Source organism: Edaphobacter modestus (assembly GCF_004217555.1).
Classification (GTDB): domain Bacteria; phylum Acidobacteriota; class Terriglobia; order Terriglobales; family Acidobacteriaceae; genus Edaphobacter; species Edaphobacter modestus.
Map to the genome: position 1 here is coordinate 4,149,560 of NZ_SHKW01000001.1, position 22,434 is coordinate 4,171,993.

At 56.3% G+C, this 22,434-nt stretch carries 17 protein-coding genes; 8 read left to right on the forward strand and 9 right to left on the reverse strand.

All coding sequences use genetic code 11. From position 1 onward, the window contains the following. Positions 1-1,794 (reverse strand): mechanosensitive ion channel family protein, encoded by a 1,794-nt coding sequence (locus BDD14_RS17640; RefSeq protein ID WP_130419947.1) that lies wholly within the window; start codon positions 1,792-1,794, stop codon positions 1-3. Between BDD14_RS17640 and BDD14_RS17645 the strand changes: the two genes are divergently transcribed. The 3 genes from BDD14_RS17645 to BDD14_RS17655 all read left to right on the forward strand — a co-directional run bounded on the left by BDD14_RS17645 (position 1,769) and on the right by BDD14_RS17655 (position 3,338). Beyond that, positions 1,769-2,326 (forward strand): ArsR/SmtB family transcription factor, encoded by a 558-nt coding sequence (locus BDD14_RS17645; protein ID WP_242618032.1) that lies wholly within the window; start codon positions 1,769-1,771, stop codon positions 2,324-2,326. The two genes, BDD14_RS17640 and BDD14_RS17645, sit on opposite strands and share 26 nt — an antisense overlap. A 26-nt stretch (positions 2,327-2,352) precedes the next feature. Further along, entirely contained in the window at positions 2,353-2,847 is a 495-nt protein-coding gene (locus tag BDD14_RS17650) for an SRPBCC family protein (RefSeq protein WP_130419949.1), read from the forward strand. A gap of 71 nt (positions 2,848-2,918) precedes the next feature. Next, positions 2,919-3,338, forward strand: coding sequence for a hypothetical protein (locus BDD14_RS17655; RefSeq protein WP_130419950.1), 420 nt, complete (start codon positions 2,919-2,921; stop codon positions 3,336-3,338). A 20-nt stretch (positions 3,339-3,358) separates the two neighbouring features. On the opposite strand, the gene BDD14_RS17660 is transcribed toward BDD14_RS17655, so the two are convergent. The 3 genes from BDD14_RS17660 to BDD14_RS17670 form a co-directional block, all read right to left on the reverse strand. After that, a complete protein-coding gene (locus BDD14_RS17660; protein WP_130419951.1) occupies positions 3,359-4,579 on the reverse strand; it encodes a beta-ketoacyl-[acyl-carrier-protein] synthase family protein in 1,221 nt (406 codons plus the stop codon). A 22-nt stretch (positions 4,580-4,601) separates the two neighbouring features. Further along, on the reverse strand, positions 4,602-4,883 hold the full coding sequence (locus BDD14_RS17665; protein WP_130419952.1) for an acyl carrier protein: 282 nt from the start codon (positions 4,881-4,883) through the stop codon (positions 4,602-4,604). 122 nt (positions 4,884-5,005) lie between these two features. Continuing rightward, positions 5,006-6,256 carry a hypothetical protein gene (locus BDD14_RS17670; protein WP_130419953.1) on the reverse strand — a complete coding sequence of 417 codons (1,251 nt, stop codon included), beginning with the start codon at positions 6,254-6,256 and terminating at the stop codon, positions 5,006-5,008. 218 nt (positions 6,257-6,474) lie between these two features. Here BDD14_RS17670 and BDD14_RS17675 point away from each other — a divergent pair, with 218 nt between their 5' ends. From BDD14_RS17675 to fdhA, 3 genes are all read left to right on the forward strand, one after another. Next, positions 6,475-9,984, forward strand: coding sequence for a TonB-dependent receptor (locus BDD14_RS17675; protein ID WP_130419954.1), 3,510 nt, complete (start codon positions 6,475-6,477; stop codon positions 9,982-9,984). 101 nt (positions 9,985-10,085) lie between these two features. Further along, a complete protein-coding gene (locus BDD14_RS17680; protein WP_130419955.1) occupies positions 10,086-12,602 on the forward strand; it encodes an amylo-alpha-1,6-glucosidase in 2,517 nt (838 codons plus the stop codon). A gap of 137 nt (positions 12,603-12,739) precedes the next feature. Then, entirely contained in the window at positions 12,740-13,939 is a 1,200-nt protein-coding gene (fdhA, locus tag BDD14_RS17685; RefSeq protein ID WP_130419956.1) for a formaldehyde dehydrogenase, glutathione-independent, read from the forward strand. Between the two features lie 558 nt (positions 13,940-14,497). Here the strand turns inward: fdhA and BDD14_RS17690 are convergent. The 3 genes from BDD14_RS17690 to BDD14_RS17700 form a co-directional block, all read right to left on the reverse strand. Next, positions 14,498-15,058 (reverse strand): methylated-DNA--[protein]-cysteine S-methyltransferase, encoded by a 561-nt coding sequence (locus BDD14_RS17690; protein ID WP_207231764.1) that lies wholly within the window; start codon positions 15,056-15,058, stop codon positions 14,498-14,500. 314 nt (positions 15,059-15,372) lie between these two features. Next, positions 15,373-16,875, reverse strand: a complete 1,503-nt coding sequence (locus BDD14_RS17695; RefSeq protein WP_130419957.1) for an AlkA N-terminal domain-containing protein — start codon at positions 16,873-16,875, stop codon at positions 15,373-15,375. Positions 16,876-17,160: 285 nt separating this feature from the next. Then, positions 17,161-17,616, reverse strand: a complete 456-nt coding sequence (locus BDD14_RS17700; protein ID WP_130419958.1) for a hypothetical protein — start codon at positions 17,614-17,616, stop codon at positions 17,161-17,163. 218 nt (positions 17,617-17,834) lie between these two features. Here BDD14_RS17700 and BDD14_RS17705 point away from each other — a divergent pair, with 218 nt between their 5' ends. Both BDD14_RS17705 and BDD14_RS17710 read left to right on the forward strand, forming a co-directional pair. After that, positions 17,835-19,268 carry a sensor histidine kinase gene (locus BDD14_RS17705; protein WP_130419959.1) on the forward strand — a complete coding sequence of 478 codons (1,434 nt, stop codon included), beginning with the start codon at positions 17,835-17,837 and terminating at the stop codon, positions 19,266-19,268. Continuing rightward, complete coding sequence (locus tag BDD14_RS17710) at positions 19,265-19,909, forward strand: response regulator (RefSeq protein WP_130419960.1); 645 nt, start codon at positions 19,265-19,267, stop codon at positions 19,907-19,909. The genes BDD14_RS17705 and BDD14_RS17710 overlap by 4 nt, the downstream gene beginning before the upstream one ends. A 145-nt stretch (positions 19,910-20,054) precedes the next feature. Here the strand turns inward: BDD14_RS17710 and BDD14_RS17715 are convergent, their stop codons facing one another. Both BDD14_RS17715 and BDD14_RS17720 read right to left on the reverse strand, forming a co-directional pair. Then, positions 20,055-20,618: a hypothetical protein gene (locus BDD14_RS17715; protein ID WP_130419961.1), complete on the reverse strand. Its 564-nt coding sequence runs from the start codon at positions 20,616-20,618 to the stop codon at positions 20,055-20,057. A 248-nt stretch (positions 20,619-20,866) separates the two neighbouring features. Next, positions 20,867-21,202, reverse strand: a complete 336-nt coding sequence (locus tag BDD14_RS17720; RefSeq protein WP_165420125.1) for a PEGA domain-containing protein — start codon at positions 21,200-21,202, stop codon at positions 20,867-20,869. Positions 21,203-22,434: the final 1,232 nt, after the last annotated feature.

Genomic DNA, 22,434 nt, shown 5'->3' on the forward strand with positions numbered 1-22,434 from the left:
TTATTTTTTACCTTCGTTGAGTGCGGGCGCTTCTTCTTCGCTCTTCTCCAAGAGGTCGAGGACGGTCTGATAGAGACGGTTGCGGGTGGCGAAGCGATCGCCGGCGCGGGTGACGTAGCGGACGACGACCTCGACGCCTGAGGCCGCTGGCCGCAGGTCGACCGTGGGTTGGGCCCGGAACTGGCTCAGCCCCTGCTGTTGCGTGGCGCGCTGCCATTCGCTCTCGGCCTGCTTCATGTCGCCGGCTGTCTCCTGCGTCAGGGTCTTATGAATTGCTTCGATGACCTGGTAGGTGTGGGGCGTGGAGGGAAGAGTGACGCGAATCTCGTCCCACAGCCACTGCCCCAGAGTGGAGAAGTTGAAGTACTGACCGCTGATGGCGAAGCTGTTCATGAAGCTGACGCGGCGGCCGGTAGGATGGCCCTTGTCGGTCCAGTTGCCGGTCTCGAGCAGCGCGGTGCGGAAGAGGCCGATCTCGACGACCTCGCCGCCGACGCCGTTGATCTCGACCCAGTCGCCGACACGGATGCCGTTCTTGCCCATGAGGATGAACCAGCCGAAGAAGGCGAGGATGAATCCCTGGAAGACGACAGTGATGCCGGCGGTGGCGATGCCGAGGATCGTTGGCAGCTGGCTGGGCGCGCCGAAGATGACCAGAAGGACGAACAGGATGGTGATGATCTGCACGGCGAGCGTGGCGATGGTGCGCAGCGTGATCAGGTTGCGACGATCGAGGGGAAGGCGGTCGAGGAGTTTTCGGATGGCTGCAGAGATGAGTGACGCACAGAGGAGAAGAAACGCGATGAAGGCGACGGACTGCAGGATGAGGTGGAGGACGATTCCTCGCTGGCGCTTGACCTGCTCGTACCACTGGCCGTAGACGGTGCTGAGCTGCTTCTGGGCCTGCACGCGGTCGTCGAGGATGGAGTGGATCTGCGCGAGGGCGTGCATCTGTGCCATGCGCACGACGCGGCTCTTCGCTTCTGTGTCCTGCGCGTTGGCGGTTCCGGCAGAGCTGAGCCGCTTTTCGAGGTCGGCGTGCTGAGCGGAGAGCGAGGCAGCATCGGCGTCGGCCTGTGCCTGTGCCTGCTCGATGGAGTCCATGCGGGTGCGCTGGTCGAAGAGCGCGGAGATGCGTCCGGCCAGCGTGCCGTACCGCTTGGCAGACTGAACCGCTGAGGGCGCTGCGTTTGCGGGGTCGTTCTGTTCGTCGAACTTCTTCATCACGGCTTCGCGCGCGGTGAGCTCCTGCTGGATCTGGCCGCGCTTGTCGCCGCTGACGCGGGCGAGATCTTCGGTGCTGTCGTCGAGTTCGTCGGCGTCGAGCTGAAGCTGCGCCTTGGCGATGTCGAGGTCGTCGGTGCCGGGAGCGTTGACATCTTTCGCGGCGGCGGTGAGAGTGTTGACCTTGGCCTGATCTTCCTTGACGACGGCCTGCAGGTTGGTGACTCTCTGCTGCAGTGCGAGAGCTGCTCCGGTGAGAGTGGGGGGGGCGAGCGAGGCCTCGCGCAGCGCCTGCGCGAAGGCCTGGTCGACCTCATGGTCGGCGATCCGCTGGGCTTCGCGGGCGCGGCGCTTCTCCTCGGCGGAGACGGCGAGGGGAGCGAGAGCTTCGATGGTCTGCCAGGGGCGCTGGTCGACGAGATCGCTGGAGGGGCGGCTGCCAGGGCGGCCCTTGGCTCCGCCAAGGAAGGGAAGGTTCGCCATGGAGCTGCGTGTGAGGTAAACCCCGATCAGGCTTGCGATGAGGAGGAGGGCCGGAACTGCAATGGAGAGTCTGCGCAACGCCTTCATGTCTCCACCCTACATGTTTTGGCCGTTTGGCTTCAAAGACCGATGCGGTGCAAAAATCCTGCGCGAAGGCCTTGACTTTCCTTTGATGGGGTCTATATATAACCGTAAGGTTATAAAACTTATGGGTTATGGAATACATCTCGCGAGTGGGGCTACAGAACATCTGGATGCGACGTTTGCGGCGTTGGCCGATCCGACGCGGAGAGCGATCTTGTTGCGGTTAGTACAGGGCGAGGCCACGGTGGTGGAGCTGGCGGAACCATTTGCGATGAGCCAGCCTGCGATCTCCAAGCACTTGAAGGTGCTGGAGCGGGCAGGGTTGATCTCGCGTGGGCGCGATGCGCAGCGAAGGCCGTGCAGGCTGGAGGCCCAGCCGCTGGCCGAAGCGAATGAGTGGCTGGAGCGTTACCGGGAGTGCTGGGAGCAGAACTTTGAACGTCTGGATGTTCTGCTGGAAGAGATGAAGGCGGCGGAGAGCCTTGGCAGGGGTGTAAAGACAGTACAGAAGCGAAGGACCCACAAGGGGCAGTAGAAAAATTTCAATCCGAGGAGAAACGTATGTTGACGAAGGAGACAGGAAAACTGAAATTGGCAGCAAACGGCGATCGCGAGATCGTGATGACTCGCGAGTTCAATGCACCGCGCAAGATGGTGTTCGATGCCTGGACGAAGCCGGAGCTGATGCGGCGGTGGCTGGCCGGTCCCTCAGGATGGACCATGACGGTGTGCGAGATCGACCTGAAGAAAGGCGGATCCTACCGTTACGAATGGACGCACGAAAACGGCAATCAGATGGGGATGGGAGGCGTTTATCGCGAAGTCGTGCCTCATGAGCGGTTAGTTGCGACGGAGCAGTTCGACGAGTCCTGGTATCCCGGAGGCGCGGTCACGACGACGACGCTGGTGGAGAAGGATGGCATCACCACGGTGGAGACGACCGTTAGGTACGACTCGAAGGAAGCTCGCGATGGCGTGTTGCAGTCGCCGATGGATTCGGGAGTGGCGGCGAGCTACGACCGTCTGGAGAGATTGCTCGAGACGTCTTTCGCGTAGATGGGGCATGTTCCGGCTGAGCCTGCGACATATGCCGGAACATGCCTTGCATTCGACGCAAGGAGGAAGAGATGAGCGAAGCAAGAACGTCACGGCACTGGGGCCGCAGCATCTTTGCGGTGGTTGTGGGTATTGTTGTCGGGGCCGCGCTCAGCCTTGGCGTCGACGAGATATTGCATTTAGCCGGCGTCTATCCGCCGTGGGGCAGGGCGATGTCCGATGGGCTGTTTGCGCTGGCGACTGCTTACAGGCTCGTCTTCAGCGTACTGGGCTGCTATCTGATTGCGAGGCTCGCGCCCGCCCATCCGATGCAGCACGCGCTTGTGGGAGGAGCGATTGGGCTGGTCGTGTCCGTTGTGGGCGCAGTCTCAACGTGGAACATGGATATCGGGCCGCACTGGTATTCGGTGTTGCTGGCGGTGACGGCGCTGCCTTGTGCGTGGCTCGGCGGGCGGCTGTGGATTGGGCAAACGAAGGAGCGTGCTGCTTGAAGAAGCCAGCGGTGCAGAGGTTACTTCCAGGAGCGCATCGCGATCACGGCGTTGAGTCCGCCAAAGGCGAGGGAGTTGGATAAGGCGAGCGTTGGGCCGGTTGGGCGTGGCTCGTCTACGATGAGGTCGACGTTGAGCGAGGCTTCCGGTTCGGTGACGCCGGCGGTTTGAGGAAGGCGCCCTTCGTGAAGTGCGAGCGTCGTGGCGAGGGCTTCGAGCGCGCCGCTGGCCCCGATAGAGTGGCCATGCAGGGCTTTCGTAGAACTGATGGGAATCTGCGCGGCGCGGGCTCCGAAGACCTGGTGGATCGCACTGGCTTCGGTGGCGTCGTTGGCCTGGGTTCCGGTGCCGTGCGCGTTGATGTAGCCGACTTCTTCGGGAGATGCCTTCGCATCCGCCAGGGCTTTGCGCATGGCCGAGGCCGCGCCTTCGGCCTGGGGCTGGGTGATGTGGTTGGCGTCGGCCGACATGCCGAAGCCGACGATTTCGCCGAAGATGGTTGCGTTGCGGGCTTGCGCGGACTCAAGTGTTTCGAGGACCAGCATGGCGGCTCCTTCGCCGAGGCTCATGCCATCGCGGTCTGCGGCGAAGGGGCGGCATCGCGTGGGGGAGACGACGCGCATCGAGTCCCAGGCGCGGTAGAAGCCCCAACTGAGGGGCGCTTCGTGACCTCCTGCGATGGCTGCTGTCGACATGCCGGAACGCACCATGTGAAAGGCGAGGCCGATGGCATGGGTCGCAGAGGCGCAGGCGGTGGAGATGTCGAGCGTGGGCCCGGTGATCTTCAGGTCAATGGAGATGTTGCTGGCGCCCGCCGAGGACATGGTCCGGACGATGGTCAACGGATGTGCACGAGCGTTGCGGGTATAAAGATTTTTGACTTCGCTCTCTTCCGAGGAGCGGCCTCCGCAGGCGCAGCCCATGATGATCGCAATATCCCCCGGATTGTGATGCTCTGTCAGCCTGGCTTGCTGAGCGGCCTGGCGTGCGGCGACGATGGCGAAATGGGTATTGCGATTGGTTGCGGCGATGACGCCGGAGTCGAGGTGCAGAGCAGGATCGAAGTCCAGGACCTGGGCCGCCTGGGTGTAACGAACCCCGGGGTTGCCATCGGGAGCATCCGGAACAGAGGTAATGGGCGAGATCCCAGTTGTTCCCGAGAAGAGGGACTCCTGAAAGGAGGAGACGGAGGAGCCAATGGGAGTGATGCAGCCTAGCCCTGTGATGACGACACGGTTCACGTTCGAAAGAGAACTCCTGCGCTTAAGAGGTCGCGGCTGTGGCCGGTGGTGTAGAGCCGGTAGCTGCTTTGGCCGCTACCAGTTGATGGACGCCGCGGACCACGTCGCCGACCGTCTTGAGCGAGCCGAGGGACTCATCTGGAATTGCGATATCGAATGCCTCTTCGACCTCGAAGGAGATGTTGATCTTGTCGAGGGAGTCGATGTTGAGTTCGTCGAAGGTCGTATCGAGGGTGATGGTGTCAACGGGGATGTTCTTTGCCTTGGCGATGATTGCGATACAGCGCTGTGCCGTGTCGTCCATGGTGGCTCCCCCCTTTCTCTTACTGGATGGTCAAAGTTAAAAGGACGCTTAGGGTAGTGTAAAGCACCTGCTGGAAATGAACATCTTTCACGATGCCGTGGGCGATTAACGGGTGAGATCTCTCAATGGGGGTGAATGGCGACGAGATCGCCCTCAACGGGTACGCCGCCACTGAGTTTGATATGCAAAACGGCTTCAAATGGCTTGATGACCCCGCTGGTCTGGCCAATGCGGTCGGTAAGTTGTCGGACATTCTCGGGATTGCACGCAAATTCGACCGCTGCCTGCGTTCCGTTGGTTGTGAGGCCGGTAAAGACAGCGATGCGTCTGTTGGCTTGAATTCCGGGAATGGAGGCGATGATGGCGTACTCGTCGTTTGCCGAGGCCGGGGCGAAGCGTTGTGGCTCACCGGAAGATGGCTTGCGGTTGGCGATATAGCCTTTGTTGTTGCCATCGAGGTCGATTGCGAAGTCGGATGTGGCGGGGAGTTCCTCCAGTGCTTCATTCTGGCTGGCTGCCCCGACAAAGACAAGATTGCGCAGCTTCGCTTCGTCCCAGGTGACAAGCCGGCTTCGTTTCAAAGTGAAATCTGCATGGTGTGTGTCGAAGATCTTGGTCAGCTCGTAGATGGCCGTCGCTTCGCCGGTTCCGGTATAGGTCTCGTCAGGAATACCTGGATATTCGGGTGAGTCAGCCATATCTGCGCTGGGAACAAGCTTGAGGCCGGTATAGGGAGTGCCCTTAAACAGCGGGTTGCTGTAAATGACCAAGGGGGCATCTCCGGCAAAGAAGGGCCTCCAGAAAGAATCCACGTCCGAGCCGGATGGAGTCGATGACAGATGGCGACCGAAGAGAAAGCCACCCAAGCCACCCATGAAGAGGCATAAAAGGATGGCGGCGATAGTCGTCCATACAATCTGGCGGGGCGCTGGAGGGTGTGTGTCCGTTGTGGTCTCCGCAATCGCATCGGTGGGGGTGAGGGTGGGATAGAGGAGTGCGGATTCTGTGCTGGGTAGCACCTCGGGTGTTGATGTGGAAGGCGAGGCGTGATTCGCAGATCGGAAGACTGGCAGGTAATGGCCCTTGGGGATCTCCACGATGAGTTCTTCGCTGCTTCCCTCATTGGCGAAGTAAGCGGCAAGCTTCAACCGAAGCAGGCGAGCCTGCGACCGCACGATGCTGTCGTCGCTGGAGTTGTAACCAGGTATGCGGTGAAAGACGTGGATACCGATCTGTTGTTCGGTCGCTTCTTCTGGAGCGTCGCGCAGACAGCAGTCAACGACATACTGGAAGAATTCAATCAGCTTTGGCGATGAGCTGAGGTGCGGACTTGCCACGACACGTTGAGCGAGGTCCCAACGAGGATCATTCATCGTGCCTCCAATCGTGCTGCCAATGGATGAATGACTTGCAGCGACTCCACTCACAATATTCATGAGTATTTCACGCGAGAATTTCACACGTCAAACGAGGTGCGCACCGTGAATACGGTGACTTCTATGATTTGAAACACCGAATGTTAGCCACTGTTGTTGGGGATTTGCATCTCTTCGAGAGGCAAATTGTTTGCCTCAACACTCAGGAGGACTAGATGTTGAATCATATAAAGGCAGCCCGCGTATGTCTGGGAATAGCAGTCGTGTGTTTTCTGCTAGCCAGCCCGCGAGGTATGCGTGCACAAGCGGTTTACGGATCCCTGTACGGGACCGTGACCGATACTTCGGGGGCTGTAGTTAAAGGCGCTACGGTTACAGTAACGAATGCAGGAAAGGGAATCACGCAGACAGCCCAGACAAACGACAGCGGGGCATGGAGCGTGGCGCACCTTATTCCGGATACCTATGATGTGAAGATTGAAGCTCCTTCCTTTGCATCGAGTGAAGCAAAAGGAGTGGTGGTGCACGCCGACGCGTCACAGATGGTAGATGTGACGTTAGGAGCTGGATCGGCGACGACGGTCAATGTCTCCGCAAACGACGTTCCGGCCCTCAAGACGGACCGAGCTGATGTCGCCCAGATCCTGGACGAACGCGCGGTTCAGAATCTTCCGAACCTGAATCGTAACTTCACCCAGTTTACGCTTTTGACTCCGGGCGTGCAGCACTCCACCTTTAACATCAGTGGTCCTGAAAATCCACAAGGCACGACGTCGGTGACGACGAATGGTTCGAGCTATGGTGTGCAGGGCTGGCTGTTGGACGGTACTGACAACCGCGAGCCGGTTCTGGGAATCATCGTCATTAATCCGACGCTCGACTCCGTGGGCGAGATGAAGGTTACGTCTTCGAACTATGACGCTGAGTTTGGCGGCGCGATCGGTGGAATCGTCAGCGCTCAGACCAAGTCTGGCGGGAATCAGTTCCACGGCGATGTTTTCTTCTACCGTCACAGCGGCGCGCAGTTGGCCCGCAATCCGTTTACGCAGTCCACTCCTGACCCCGTGACGGGGAAACTTATTCCGAACCAGTTGTTCGGTCAATTTGGCGGGTCGCTTTCGGGTCCCATCATTAAGGACCGCACCTTCTTCTTCATGGATTACCAGGGAACGCGGCAGCGCCTGGGCGCGAGTCAACTGCTCTCGGTACCAACCCAACAGGTGCTCAACACCTGTATATACCAGACGGCAGGCACGGCCTGCGATCTGAGCCAGTATCTGGGGGGCCAGCCTATCTACAATCATCCTGCAGGAAACGGAGTACCGGGACAGCAGTATGCCAGCAACGCCATTCCGCGGTCGGCACTCTCGCCGCAGGCGATCGCCGTATTGAAGCTGCTGCCGGCTCCGAATACGAACGGCACGGCGATCACGAACAACTTCGCTGCATCCGGCAATGGCAACAACGACGCCGACCAGGCTGATGTGCGACTCGATCACCAGGTCAACAGCAAGATTCACGCCTTCGGCCGTTACGACTATGCGCTTTTCCGTCTGTTCGGGAATGCCGCCTTCGGTCCGGGAGGAGGTCCCGGGTTCGGGATTGGCGGAACGACGGGCCAGGCGACGGTGCAGAACCAGAGCGCGGCTTTGGGCATGGACTGGGCTGTAAGCCCGTCGCTGCTGACGGATGTGCGCTTCGGATTTCTCAGCTATCACGTATCGGAGAATAAGCTTACGGCGGGGCAGACGCCGGCGCAGAACGCGGGAATTCCAAACCTGAACACCGCGCCTGACAGCAGTGGTCTGCCTAACTTTACGATGACAGATACGATCAGCAGCTTCGGCAACCAGGGATGCAACTGTCCCTTGCTGGAGAGTGAGCAGGTCTTCCAACTGGCGAATAACTGGACGAAGATGCTTGGCAATCACACGATCAAGTTTGGCGGTGATATTCGCTATGCTTTGAATCTGCGAAATGCCAGCGATAACGATCGCGCCGGCGTGCTGAGTTTTGCTTCGGCTTCGACGGCTGCGGGTCCGCTGGACCCGGTGGCTTCGAACGGCAATGCGCTGGGCTCGTTGCTGTTTGGGCAGGTTGCGCAGTTCCAGCGCTTCGACGTTTATAGCCAGAATGCCTCCAACCGTCAGAAACGCGGTGCGTTCTATGGGCAGGACTCGTGGCGCGTGACCAACAAGCTGCAGGTCAACTATGGCGTGCGCTGGGATGTGATCTATCCCGAGACCGTCAATAGTCCCGGGAATGGCGGATTCGCCGATATCAATGCGGGTGGTATTCGCGTTGCCGGCGTGAGTGGAACCGGAACGAACGGTGGCCAGAAGATGGACTACCTCAATCTTGCCGGTCGTTTCGGCTTTGCTTACCAGGTGCATCCTAACCTGGTTCTTCGTGGAGGCATCGGGCAGGTGTACGACAGCGTCGGCTTCTTCGGCACCCTCTTCGGTTCGGTCCTTACCCACAATCTGCCGGTTTTGAACAATGAAAATCAAGGTTCGACGAGCACGACAGGGCAGTATTACGCTACGTTGACGACGCTGCCGGCGAAGCCGCCGGCTCCGACAATTCCCTCGAACGGAATTATTCCTTTCTCTAACAACTCGAGCCCGACGTTCCGCGGAGATCGTATTCAGCTTCCCAAGGTCGACCAGTGGAATCTGACATTGCAGCAGCAGTTTACGAACACTCTCACGGCTGAGATTGCCTACGTGGGGAACCACACGGAGCGTATCTATCCGGGCGAGACGTATGGGTTCGACTTCAACTCGCCTGTACTTCCCACGTCGCCTTCCCAGCTTGGCAACAGTTCCGCAAGGCGTCCCTACTACAACCGCTTCAGCGGTGTGTATCAGGGCGCACCTGTGATCTGCTGTTCCAACGGACTTACCTCCGCGGCTCCGACGGCAAACTCCAATTACAACTCGCTGCAGACAAAGCTGGACAAGCGTTTCAGCAATGGACTGCAGTTCAATGCGAACTACACCTGGTCGAAGGCAATGAACTACGCCAACGACGCTCTCTTTGCGAACTATCCGAGTCTCAGCTATGGGCGGAACGATACGAATCGCACGCACGTCTTCGTGATGAGCGGTGTGTATGCTCTGCCTTTCGGGAGGGATCGCATGTTCGCGAGCCACGTGAATCGCGTGACGGATTATGCGATTGGCGGGTGGACTCTGAGCGGCAGCACGACATGGGAGAGTGGACGACCGTTCACGCCGACCTATGGGGAGTGCGGTGCCGACCAGGATCTCGACAACAACTTCGGAGGCCCGGGAGTGACCAGCGACTGCCGTCCTGACATGGCCGGTGCCGCAGGATTTACGACCCAGGTAGGGTCGCTTAATCCTGTTACACACTCGATGCAGTACTTTACGCCCGTTGCTGCGTTGGCGACGAATGGAGCGGTCTCGGGAGCCTTTGCCCGCCCGGCCTTCGGCACCATCGGCAATATTGGACGCAACTCCCTGGTGGGACCGCGCGATTACTATGCGGATGCTGCTCTCATCAAGGACATCCCGATTACGGAACGTGTGAAAGCCCAGTTCCAGTTCCAGGCTTTCAACGTCTTCAACCACGCGGCGCTTGATATTCCTACGGCTTCGAATGCGCGATGCATCGACTGCTCGACGGGAGGCGTCATAACCAGTCTGGAAGGAAACTCCAGCATGCGTCAGTTGCAGTTTGCTGGGCGCATTACGTTCTAAGACAATCTGAATCCTTCTACAGGGGCTGCTTCGCGGCAGCTCCTGTCTTTCTGCCTTATGATGTAAGGCCATCTCATAGAATCCCGAAAGAAGAGGACGCGTTGCGACAACTTAGGCAAAGGAAGCTTCACCTGCTCTGCGGCTTTCTGTTTTCTCCCGTCTTTCTGGCTGCGCAGATGACCTTCGCACCAACTCCGAAGTTCTCGTTGGACGACAATCCGCTCGTGATTCGCCAACCTGCCCAGGCCAACCGGCCCTTCAGCGTAACCGGTCAGCAGGGCGCGATTCTTGGCCAGCAGGATGGGAGCTTCGAGTTGTGGCTTCTTCCCGTGAAGATGTTGCACAACGCTCGCCTGACGGCGAAGCTGCAAGGCTATGAGACGGTGATCGATCTCAACGCGAACGCCTCGCAGATTGAAGTCCGGCCCGATCACACGACCATTACTTACTCTCATGCTGCGATCACGGTGAAGCAGCACATGTTTATCCCCAGATCGGCGCAAAGAGATGTCGCCACGGCCGTGATTTTGTTTGAGATTCACGCGATCCGGCCGGCTGTGGTTACGCTGCAGTTCGAGCCTTCGATGGAGCGTCAGTGGCCGGCATCGAACTTCGGCAGGCCAAACGCATCCTGGAGCAGTGTCGGAACTGGAGGAGTCTATACGCTGGCCACTGACAATCCGAACTTTTTCGGAATGGTGGCGATGCCCGGGAGTCAGCGCGGGCCGCTCCGTCCTTATCAGGAGAGGCCTCAGACGCTGCCTCTGGAGTTCAATATCAGCTACGACCCGGCTCACGATGATGGCAGATTCTTTCCGTTGCTGGCGGCGGTGACGGGTGTGAGTGGCAAGCAGGAGCTTACTGCCGGTCAACTTCAGGATCAGTTGCTGAATGCAGCGCACAACGTACCCGCACTTTATCGGTCGACGGCAGATTTCTTCCAGCATTTCTTCGATACACGCCTTACGGCGCGGACTCCGGAGGTGAAGTTGGATGAGGCTCTGAAATGGGCAGAGATCTCAATTGAGCAAGCCCGGGTCTCCTCCCCCATTGGATCCGGACTGGCGGGTGGATGGTACACCTCAGGTGACTCGGCGCGTCCGGGGTTTGGATGGTTTTTCGGACGCGACACGCTATGGACCCTCTACGCCGTCAATAGCTATGGAGACTTCCGGCTAAGTCGCGAAGCGATGGACTTTCTGATCGCACACCAGCGTGCGGATGGCAAGATGATGCACGAGTATTCCCAGACAGCTGAGCTGCTCGATTGGATTCATCTTCCTTACCTGTATGCTGCTGCAGATTCCACGCCTCTCTTCGTGATGCAGATGGCGGATTATGTCCGTTCCAGTGGGGACACCGAATACCTGCGAGAGCATTGGGATAACGTGAAGCGGGCTTATGCGTTTACCCGCGCGCATACGACGCATGGGGTTTATGACAATTCCCAGGGGACCGGGTGGGTGGAGGAGTGGCTTCCAAAGATGCCGCAGCAGGAGATTTACCTGGCTGCACTCGATCAGCAGTCTTCAGAGGCGATGGAGAAGCTGGCCAGGTTGATGAACGATAGCTCCCTCGCATCAGCCGCGGCACAGCAGGCGAAGACTACGCGCGAATATCTAATGACTTATCGCAGCGCCGATGGGTTTTACAGCTTCAGTCACAACAGCGACGATTCCTTCGATGCACGCCACACGGTATTTCCGGCGGTCGCGTGGTGGAGCGGCTCTCTCGCACTCCCGCAGGCGGACAAGATGTTCGACGCATGGGCTGCGCCACGTTTCGCCACGGACTGGGGAACGCGTTCCATGGAAGAGGGAGCCGAGACCTACGATCCTCTCAGCTATCATCACGGCTCGGTATGGCCGCTTTATACCGGCTGGACTTCACTCGCCGAATATCGTGCCGGACGCCCGCAGGCTGGATTTGCAAGTCTCGAGCAGAATGCGCAGCTTACGTGGCTTCAGGATCCTGGTCAGGTGACCGAGGTGCTTTCAGGACAGTTCTATCAGCCACTGGGAAGGAGCAGCTCGCACCAGCTTTGGTCGTCCGCTATGGTGCTGAGTCCTGCGGTCCGAGGATTGTTCGGTGTTGAGGCGGACGCGTTGACAGGAAGATTGCGCGTTGATCCTCAGTTGCCCGCGCAGTGGTCGGAGGCTTCGCTGCAGCATGTTCCCTTTGGCGATACCCGACTCGATTTGAATATACGTCGCGTTGATTCCAATCTGGAGGTTGAAGCGATCTCCCCAAAGCCGATCAAACTATGCCTTCAGAACTCAAGGGATTTTTTCGGCGATGTATCGTGCCGTGCGCCTGAAGCAACGACCCACACTCTGCGAATTCCGCTTCCAGCGGTTGAGGTGGGATTGGAGCAGCAAAGTCCGCAGCCAGGGGACAGCACGCAGCAGGTGAAGTTCATCCGGCAGGAATATGGAGCACGTTCGTTACGAATCTGGCTGGAGGTTGCCGAGAATACTACGGCGCGAATGTACCTGCGAACCAATGGAAGCGTGCGAAATCTCAATGTAATCGGCGCGCAACGCGATCAGAATGAACTTACCGTCACCGGCAGTGGAACAGGAGGTTATTCAGGAAGAACGATCGAGATTCGCTGGTAGAGTCTCAAATTTAATTAAAAGTTAGTTGATCTGGCTTCTTTGGCAGAAATCAGGCAAATCAAACGGGGAAGCGGTCGTCTTAGAAATGGAAGAGCCGAGATGACCGGCAGGCCCTTCAGTAAAAGGAGTGTGGCATTATGGCTGGTAATCATGGCGTTGTCTATCTCGGACCAAATCACGTTGAGGTACAGGCGATTGACGATCCCAAATTTGAGAATCCTGCAGGTAAGAAAATTGAACACGCTGTGATTCTGAAGGTGGTATCGACCAACATCTGTGGATCGGACCAGCACATGGTTCGCGGGCGTACAACCGCGCCGGCAGGGCTGGTGCTGGGTCATGAGATTACCGGCGAGGTAATCGAGAAGGGAAAAGACGTCGAATATCTCGACATCGGAGACCTTGTGACGGTTCCCTTCAACGTTGCCTGTGGACGATGCCGCACATGCAGAGAAGAACAGACTGGCGTATGTCTGAACGTCAATCCCAGCCGGGCTGGCGGTGCGTTCGGTTATGTTGATATGGGTGGCTGGGTTGGCGGACAGGCTGAATACGTCATGGTTCCCTATGCAGACTTCAACCTGATCAAGTTTCCGGACAAGGCGCAGGCACTTGAAAAGATTCGAGATCTGACGATGCTCTCCGACATACTGCCCACGGGCTTTCATGGAGCCGTTATGGCTGGAGTCGGCGTCGGGTCAACGGTCTATGTTGCGGGCGCCGGGCCAGTTGGTCTGGCCGCTGCTGCTTCGGCGCAGATTCTGGGAGCCGCTGTGGTCCTTATCGGCGACATGAACGTGGAACGCCTTAAGCATGCGGAATCCGTCGGCTTTCAGCCTGTCGATTTGAGCAAGAGTGACAAGCTTGAAGATTTGATCGAGGCGATACTCGGAGTCCCTGAAGTGGATGCCTCCATCGATGCAGTCGGTTTCGAGGCGAAAGGACACGGGGCGCAGCATGCCGTCGAAGCTCCAGCGACGGTTTTGAACTCTCTCATGTCGATTACAAGAGCGGCCGGCGGCATAGGAATTCCCGGCCTCTACGTTACGGAAGATCCTGGCGCGAAAGACAAGGCTGCGCAGCAGGGGGCGTTGAGCATGCGGTTTGGCCTGGGATGGGCAAAATCCCATCGTTTTTATACGGGCCAGACCCCGGTCCTGAAGTATAGCCGCGCGCTGATGCAGGCTATTCTTTACGACAGGCTTCCCATCGCAAAAATCGTCAATGCAACCGTGATTTCGTTACAGGACGCTCCGCGGGGGTATCACGACTTCGACGCTGGAGTAGCGAAGAAGTTTATACTCGATCCTCACGGGCTCCTCGGCAAGACGGCCTGATCGTCTCTCTTGAAACGAAATACAGAGGGCTGAGCGAAGGTCGCTCAGCCCTTTCTGTCGATTCTGTTGGATCCACGGCCGTTACGGCGTCGGTTGCGGATGGTCGCGCAAAAACAGACGAGAGAAGGCACACGGCAGTTCGCTGTTTTCTATATTGTGGGCGAAAACGATACGAGGCAGGAGACGAAGAGTAATCCAAAAAGTATCACCAGCAGTGGCCACCAGCGATCCAGCCAGAACTCAGTCTCATTCAATGAACTCATCTAAAGTTTCTCCTTTTCCTGTTCAGATCCTAACAAAATCAAAGCCTTCATCCGCCTCTGCGGTTGCCAAAATGGCAATGAAAGTGGCGGCGGAATGTAGAAGTCGGGGCATCATTCACGCAGGGGAGATTCTCTCAAGAGCGAACCATCACACAACGACCGATCTCATAGGATTAACGAGCTTGTCCCGTCGGACTGGCTTCTTGTATGTGGCGTATGGCTGCGGCTCTTTGAGCGGTCCTGCTTTTTTTTGATTTTATAGCCATTCACGGTCACATGAAAGACCAGAGTGTCGTCAGAACAACAGATCAGCTCGTTGAAAGGGCAATGGGGTAAGTCCTGAGCTTGCACACTCTTTCGAAAGAGTGTGCAAGCTCCCCCCTTCAAGCCCGAGCAGATGAGCTTTCACCGCAAGACCTCCGGCAAAACCTGTCAACTTACCGGATGCCCCGATCACGCGATGACACGGCACAACGATGGAGACTGGATTCCGCCCATTGGCCGCACCTACGGCTCGTGTCGCCGTCGGATTGCCCAGTTGCCTTGCAAGATCTCCATACGTGCGTGTTTCGCCGAACAGAATCGCCTGAAGTGCCTGCCACACACTCTTCTGGAAGGGCGTCCCCCTCATATCGAGGGGCATGGAGAACGACTTACGTTCGCCCGCGAAGTACTCCCGCAACTGCTGCTCGGTTCTGGCGAGCATAATATTGTTGGGGTCCTCGATCAGATCTTCCAGTAGTGGGACCCGACGCGGGGTGTCATCTTCCCAGAGAATGGCCACCAAGCCTTGATCGCTCGCCACCAGCTTGAGGTTTCCAACAGGAGAGTTCATAAACTTGTAGAAGAGGCTCACCGTATCACTCCTTCGGATGCGTTGATAGGACCAATCCGTCGATCTCGGTTTGATGATTTGACGACAGCTCCATATAGAGATCCTCTTGCCTTTGTATAGGAGAACGCTCGCGGTTTTCGGACCCCAACCATTCGACCATGAACATGCTTTGGGGGTCTTTTTGTCTCCGCCTAAGTTGCTTATTTTGTGGTCGAAAAAGTGCAGCTTGCTACTTTTGCGAGCCACGGAACGCTATGCACTTCGCTTTCCGGTAACTGAAAGAGGATTGAGAGTCACGCCCGCATGAGCTTGCGTCTGCCAAACGGGTAATCCGTTTAGGCTGAGCTGTCCTGCGACGCCTGGTTGCAATCCGCATCTGCGGCCCAAAGATGCTGTGCAGCATAAGCACGCCATGGGCGCCATAGTTCAGACCACTGCAATAAATGTTGTGGGGTGACCGGCTCACCAACAATCTTTCGCGCTCCGCGGAGAAGGCCGATGTCTGATGCTGGAAAAGCGTCCACCTCGCGTAAGGCCCGCAGGGCGATATATTGTGCGGTCCATTCCCCGATGCCCGGAATTCTGCGCAGGTGGCTCACGGCCTCGTCAATCGATCGTGAAGATCGGAAGAGATCTGAATTGGCAACCGCTGCCTGAGCAACCGCTTTGAGTGTGTTCAAACGTGCAATCGGCATTCCCAAACCAAGAGAAGGAACATTTACCAAGCATTCTGCCGTGGGAAAGCAATGCGTGAGCTCGTCATGATTCGTTACATCGTTGGGGAGTCCTCTCCCGTGTAACTGGACTAGCTGACCTGCTAGCCGTCGCGCCGCAGCGACACTGACCTGCTGCCCGAGTACGGCCCGAACAGCCAACTCAAATCCATCCCAGCCGCCCGGTGTACGCAGCCCGGGACGACGGGCGATGAGTGGCGCAAGCTTCTCGTCTAAAAAAAGATGTTCGTTGATCGTTTCGATGTTCGCTCCCAAATCGAAGAGACGACGTACTCGATTGACGATCCCTGGGAAAGCTTGTACTAACGGAAAGTGAATCGTTAGGCATAGACTTTGCCGTTGCGGCAAATGCTTAACACTTATCGTCCCGACCTTACCGTCTATCTCGATTGTCCGCCTGTAGAGCCCGTTGTTTACAACCTCGACGCCAGGAATCGCGCGGGCCGCAAGGAAGTTCAACATGGAGTTCCAGTCGTATGGAGGGCGATAGCGTATGCGCAGAGTTGTACCCCCGTCCGAATCAGGAATGTCTGTGCCTGCTTCGCGCCTGAGCGAACTGGGTGGACGGTGAAAGAGATTCTGAAAAACCTCGTTGAATCGCCGCAAGCTAGTGAATCCTGCCGCCAAAGCAACCTCAGTCATCGGCAGATTCGTGTCGTGAATGAGTTGCTTTGCAAAAAGAACCCGTCTTGTTTGAGCGACCGAAATGGGGGATACGCCAAGTTGCTGCAGGAACAGACGTCTGAGTTGCCGCTCGCCCATGCCCAGGCGTGCTGCTAACCGATCGACGGAGCTATTCTCTCCATCGAGGGCACCTTCTGCGATCAACGTCAGTGCGCGGGATACGGTGTTTGAGGTGCCGCGCCACGGAGATAGTTGAGGTGCCGTCTCAGGGCGACAACGCAAACATGGGCGGTATCCTGCCTCCTGGGCTGCCGCAGCTGAGTCGTAGAATGTGCAGTTTTCATATTTCGGAGTACGTGCGGGGCAGACCGGACGGCAGTAGATTCCGGTCGATTTGACGCCGACAAAAATCAATCCATCGAACCGCGCGTCGTGGCTTTCGAGAGCCCTGTATGCCGCTGCTTTATCCGGCAGGTTCATGAATTGAGTGTCTCACCAAAGTAGGGCCAAAACTAGCGGTTTTCGGACATCGCCATCTTAGGTTTTCCCCGACCCCGTGAAGCTTCACGGCAAGCCACTCCACTGTAGGTGCCGCTTCGGAGACGCCATAGGGACCGGTGAACATCCACACGTGAACCGATCGGGAACTCCGATTCGCCTCGCTCCCCTACAGTGCCGGCGCCCCCGAAACACCAACGGCCTTCGCTCGCGGCAATGACCAAAGAGAATCGTATTCCCCGAGGGCGTGATGCCTGTCCAGATATATCAACAGGCCGATGGAGATGGCTCTGACGACGCCGCCCCAGACGGAGCGGGTCGCCTGTTTTCTTCACCATTATGCTCGCGTTGCTGCATCGCCTTTTCGAGTTCTTTCTGGTGATCAGTAAGCAAAGCATGAATCTGGTGGTGCGTTTCGTCGCTGATAGCGTGAATCTGCGGACCGAGTTGCTGGCGCGAAGCGTCCGGATTCTTATCAAGCAACGCCTGAATCTTATTGTGGTGCTCGTCAAGCAGGGGTCGGATCTGCTGCTGCTGTTCCGAAGTCAGCTCCAGATCTTTCGTAAGCCGAGCAAGTTCCTGGTCAATCGATTGTCGCGTATGGAAATGCTGAAGCTGCTGACGCGCGGAGGGCTGCCCCCCATTGTCCTGAGCTACGGCAGAGCTGGCCATTCCGAGTATGAGCATAACCCCATATGCAAACGTGAAAGGTCGATTTCGCACGGACAGCAACCTCCTTGAGGAGCCTCGAAGTAATCCCAGCCGAGACTCTGAACTAAATAGACGGGCAACTCCACAACAAGTTGCATTCGTTGCAATGCAATCAGAGGGGAATGGTCTCATAGCGCGCCCCTGGCTGAACTAAACTTGGTCGTAGCCCTAATTGTCAAAGTAAGGCGATTCGCTGTGCTGGTAAGTCCGTCTATATCTATATAGGTAGGTTGAATCAGGAATACCTGACCACCTACGTGTTCTACACTTGTAGTGCAGCTATGACGGTCGACTCCTCGGCAACAATCGAAAGTCCTTTAACGGCAGGTCGGCGTATTCTTTGGCTGGGCTTCGGAGCCATCCTCCTAGTCATGGTCTATAGCAGTATTGATATTGCTCGCTCCCTTAGGAAAACATCTTCCAAAAGCGATCAGCTAATGAAGTCGTTTCGGGAACGTGACAACGTACTCGACGAACTAAGAAACACAATGATTCGTTCCGGCACAATGATTCGGGACTATCTCTCAGAGAATGACGATTCAGGGGCGGAGCGCGATCGACTGGACCTTCAAGCTGCAAGAGAGCAAACGGAACAGTTGCTCGATAGCTACTCCAATAAGAGAAGGGGGATAAGTAGCGCGGAAGAGAGAAAGGCGTTTTTAGGTCTTCGGAACGGGGTCGAGGCTTATTGGAACTCCTTTGCTCCAATGCTTAGATGGGACTCAACGACGCGCAGGAGAGAGGGCAATGCCTATCGACAAAAGGCGATCGGCCCCCTTCGCGGCGAAGTATTCCGGCTTTCATGGGAGATCACGGCACTCAGTAATCAACAACTAGATGCGGAAGAAGGTCTCGTTGAGAGCGAGCAGCAGAAGTTTCGACTCCGGCTACTCGTGTCTTTGATCGTAGAATTCCTGATTGCTATCATTTTGGCACTGGCAGTCATCTCACGTATTCGAGGACTAGAAGAAGCCGTCGAAGGTCAATATAGCAAGGTGCTCCAGGGTAGATCCGAACTTCGGGATCTTACAGCTCGCCTGGAGAGCGCTCAAGAGGAAGAACGTAGAAATCTCTCACGTGAACTCCACGATGAAGTGGGCCAGTCTATGGCAGCAATGCTGGTCGAACTTGGCCGGTTGGAATCTGCGCCGTGGGGGGATGACGGGGCGCGTTCGAGGCTTTCAGCGCTGCGCGAACAAGCGGAACAGAGCGTTCGTTCCGTACGAGATATTGCACTCCTTCTCCGCCCTTCGATGCTGGATGACCTTGGTTTGGTACCAGCGCTTAAGTGGCAGGGACGCGAGACTGCACGACGCACTGGTTTACGTATCCGGGTCGACGCGGAAGAGTCGAACGATGAACTGCCGGACAGCTACAAGACCTGTATTTATCGCGTTGTGCAAGAAGCCTTGCATAACGCCGTGAAACACGCAAAGGCTAAGTCAATACGAATTTCCTTTCGGCAGGCTACATCTGGCATGGATCTAAGAATCGAAGACGATGGAATTGGGTTTGATCCTGAGACCGAGAAAGGCCTCGGCCTGCTTGGCATAGAAGAGCGCATCATGCGCCTTGACGGTGAAATAAAAGTTACAGCGAAGGTGGGGCAAGGAACGGTGCTGACCGTACACCTTCCCAGGCTAGACATGGAGAAGACGCTATGATTCGGATTGTTCTTGCAGATGATCACACCGTGCTCAGAACTGGTCTAAAGGCGCTGCTTGAGCGTCAGCGCGAGTTCCAGGTTGTCGGAGAAGCAAGCGACGGACGCAACCTGCTCAAAATCGTGGAGGAGCAGAAGCCAGATATTGTCGTTACGGATATCAGCATGCCTAATCTAAATGGCACGGACGCGACGCAGCAAATTACCTCCAAGTTTCCGAGCGTCCGGGTCATCATGCTCAGCATGCACTCTGATGAGGCCTATGTCCTACGCGCCTTAAAAGCTGGAGCGCGAGGTTATTTGGTGAAGGAATCTGCAGAAGCGGATCTGATAACTTCTATTCGTACAGTCAATTCCGGCAAAGCCTTCTTTAGTCCTTCCGTAAGTGCATTGCTCGTCGAAGACTATGTACAGCAGATGCAGGATAAAAGCATTGAGGATAGCTACGATTTGCTGTCACCGCGAGAGAAGGAAATACTTCAACTCGTGGCAGAGGGAAAGAGCAACAAAGACATTGCAAATTTGCTGAATCTGAGCGTTTACACAGTAGAAACGCATCGCGGTAACGTGCTACAGAAGCTCAACCTTCACAGCATTCCTGAGTTGATTTTGTATGCCGTACGCAAAGGCGTTATCTCGTAACGGGGTCTTGGCGGGATGCCAGTATTCGAGATGATTGAAAACATTCAAAGGTCGGAAGCGTCTATTGACGCTTCCGACCTTCATCTTCGTGCGAACAAGACACCGTGTGCGATAGACCTGGTTCCCGTACTTTCCGAGCCGCTACCTATTGCCCCCGCATCTCGGGAACTTCGCGGCCAGTCAGGTCAGCGAAATGCGCTTCTTTAGCTTGCGTCTTCTCTAGCTTCAGATCATCACTTAGGAAATTTGCTGTCTTCTTTGCCTCAGCGCCTATCTGATCTGTCTCCGCGGGGTAATTGCTCGCAAACAGTTGGGCCTGGCTCTTATTAAAAAGCATGATCGCGTCCGTTGATTTATCTGCAATTTCATGCATCGACGGCAAAATGGTATCGATCACTTCTATCTGCCACGCGGGAAGCAGGTCGCGCTCGGAATTCAATGCTTTCAGCTCGCGCCCAACTAGATTGATCTCCGCACCCAGATCATTGAGCTCCTCCCCTTGCTCTGAAACGTTGTTTGGCTCTCGACTTTGCATGCTCATCGAGGATGCAGTTTCGTAGATATTTTCTATCTGACTATTGATCTGCTGAATTGTTGTTTGCGCTCTTTTCGCGGAGGCTTGGTCGATAGTTAGAGTCGCCGCACGCATGGTGCTGGCTGGTATAGCCATGAAAAAGGTCGAAATGGCAATTACTGAGAAGCGGTTCATCGTTGTATCTCCTTTTTTTGCCGAGTCTGTTCAGGAACTCGTTTCAGCGAAGCATGAGCGTTGAAGGGCTCGATTTCTGGTGTTCCCTTAGGCCAAGCCAATTGATGTGCGAGCTCAATACGTTTAGTTGGCGTTCTACTCATTGAAGGTTAGGATTTCAGGGAGGTGCACCCTCTCCGCCGGAGCGAGACAGGGGCACCACGGAAGCGATGTAGTTTCCTATTGTTTTGGGATTTCGCCGTCACATCTTATGAGTGTGGCGACGGTGTGGGCACCTGGAGGTTGACGTCGGGACGGAGCTTGATCGACTTGCCCGCAACTACAAAGATCGGTGCATCAAAGGGTGGACGTCCAGGTTCGCGAATTTCGATGTTGTAATTACCCGCTAGCATCGTCATCGTCTTGAGTTGCCCAATCCTGCCCGCGTAGTTGCCGTTGATGAAGACTGAGGCATCCTTGACGTGTGTATCGATCCTGACTTCGCCGGCGTTTGGAGCAATGGTATAGGGTGCGAACGGATAGGCACCAAACCCCGCAGGGCCGTAGGGTCCATAAAAACCAAAGGGACCAAAACCTTGTCCCATGACAACCCCGCCCCGACCTGCGCAAAAAGCAGTAGATGGTACCAAAAAGGTTAGGGCAGCCAGACCAAGAAGCATTAGCTTTTTCATAATGCGCCTCATTTCCTAAAGCATCCCGAGTTTCGCTCGGTACACCCATAGAGACACTTTAATCTGCGGAGGTGACTCTACCGCCGAGAGGGTATTTGAGCGCTAGGCTTCAATCACGAGGCTTCGCTCACATCACGAAGATCGTCGATTGAAAATCGGCCGGAGCGTGAAATGTTGAGAGTTAAAAGGGGGGAGGCTAACCCAAGAGGGTTCAGGCGCTTTCACGCGGACATTCAAACTCGCAAACACGACGGGCGGACTAAGACAGATTCAAGGCCGAGCATTGTCCCTGCAGCTCGAGCCATCCCGAGTTTTTAGGAAGGGGATCTGTCCTTCCAGACAGATCCTAAACGAGAATATAGTGCGCAACAACGAGATCCCAACATACGAAGACAAGAAGGAGGAATAGGGCCACTACCGCCCCGATGACAGCCCAGAATGCCACCGTCCTATAGTTCCTGCGTTTAACACGAAATCTGGACATCGATGTTGCCGATGGTGCATTCATTGGTTTACTCCGTATCAATTCGCATTTGGCTCATACCCGGACTTTGGGGCAGCAGACACTACGTATATTTAGGTGCTGACCCAGTGATCGTTCACGGCATTTTTTCGATCGGCGGACATGGCTGATCGCTCGTAATCCCACCTCTGGAAAACAAGAGTTCCCTGGCTAGGCCGCGCACTTCGTTGTAGATGAGCAAGACGGGACAGGGACTCATGTAAATGTTTGCCAGGCGAGCCAGAAGCATTCCGCAAGCTATCAACAGAATTCGGTGCCCCTTGCCGCTGACGTGGGTTGGAAGCAGTTGATCCATGGTCGTAGTGACACGCTGATATTGCCTTCGGCTCTACCCTCGATAGGGTATTTGGGTCACAGCCAGGAGCCTGGACTTCAGTTTGGTTCAAAAGAAGCGGACAGCGCGCGCCGAATGAATGGGAGATTCGATTTGGATGAGCGGTCAAGCAGGGCAGTCACTCCCCTGTTTGGTTGTGCGGTCGCCTTCTGTAACGGGCAGACGGGCGAGAATACTTGCCTTGGCTGAAATTCGGCGGTACTCTCCGTCGTTGCTCCCGCACTTGAAATGCACCAAGCTGCAAGACGTCGACGTGTGTGTGTCCAGGTCGCGCGAAGGCACATATCG

What these genes read in the sequence shown, in the direction of transcription:
- BDD14_RS17645 (WP_242618032.1), top strand. Translation starts at nt 1,769, where the DNA reads ATGGAGAGTCTGCGCAACGCCTTCATGTCTCCACCCTACATGTTTTGG.
- BDD14_RS17640 (WP_130419947.1), bottom strand. Translation starts at nt 1,794, where the DNA reads ATGAAGGCGTTGCGCAGACTCTCCATTGCAGTTCCGGCCCTCCTCCTC.
- BDD14_RS17650 (WP_130419949.1), top strand. Translation starts at nt 2,353, where the DNA reads ATGTTGACGAAGGAGACAGGAAAACTGAAATTGGCAGCAAACGGCGAT.
- BDD14_RS17655 (WP_130419950.1), top strand. Translation starts at nt 2,919, where the DNA reads ATGAGCGAAGCAAGAACGTCACGGCACTGGGGCCGCAGCATCTTTGCG.
- BDD14_RS17665 (WP_130419952.1), bottom strand. Translation starts at nt 4,883, where the DNA reads ATGGACGACACGGCACAGCGCTGTATCGCAATCATCGCCAAGGCAAAG.
- BDD14_RS17670 (WP_130419953.1), bottom strand. Translation starts at nt 6,256, where the DNA reads ATGAATGATCCTCGTTGGGACCTCGCTCAACGTGTCGTGGCAAGTCCG.
- BDD14_RS17675 (WP_130419954.1), top strand. Translation starts at nt 6,475, where the DNA reads ATGTTGAATCATATAAAGGCAGCCCGCGTATGTCTGGGAATAGCAGTC.
- fdhA (WP_130419956.1), top strand. Translation starts at nt 12,740, where the DNA reads ATGGCTGGTAATCATGGCGTTGTCTATCTCGGACCAAATCACGTTGAG.
- BDD14_RS17695 (WP_130419957.1), bottom strand. Translation starts at nt 16,875, where the DNA reads ATGAACCTGCCGGATAAAGCAGCGGCATACAGGGCTCTCGAAAGCCAC.
- BDD14_RS17710 (WP_130419960.1), top strand. Translation starts at nt 19,265, where the DNA reads ATGATTCGGATTGTTCTTGCAGATGATCACACCGTGCTCAGAACTGGT.
- BDD14_RS17715 (WP_130419961.1), bottom strand. Translation starts at nt 20,618, where the DNA reads ATGAACCGCTTCTCAGTAATTGCCATTTCGACCTTTTTCATGGCTATA.
- BDD14_RS17720 (WP_165420125.1), bottom strand. Translation starts at nt 21,202, where the DNA reads ATGGGACAAGGTTTTGGTCCCTTTGGTTTTTATGGACCCTACGGCCCT.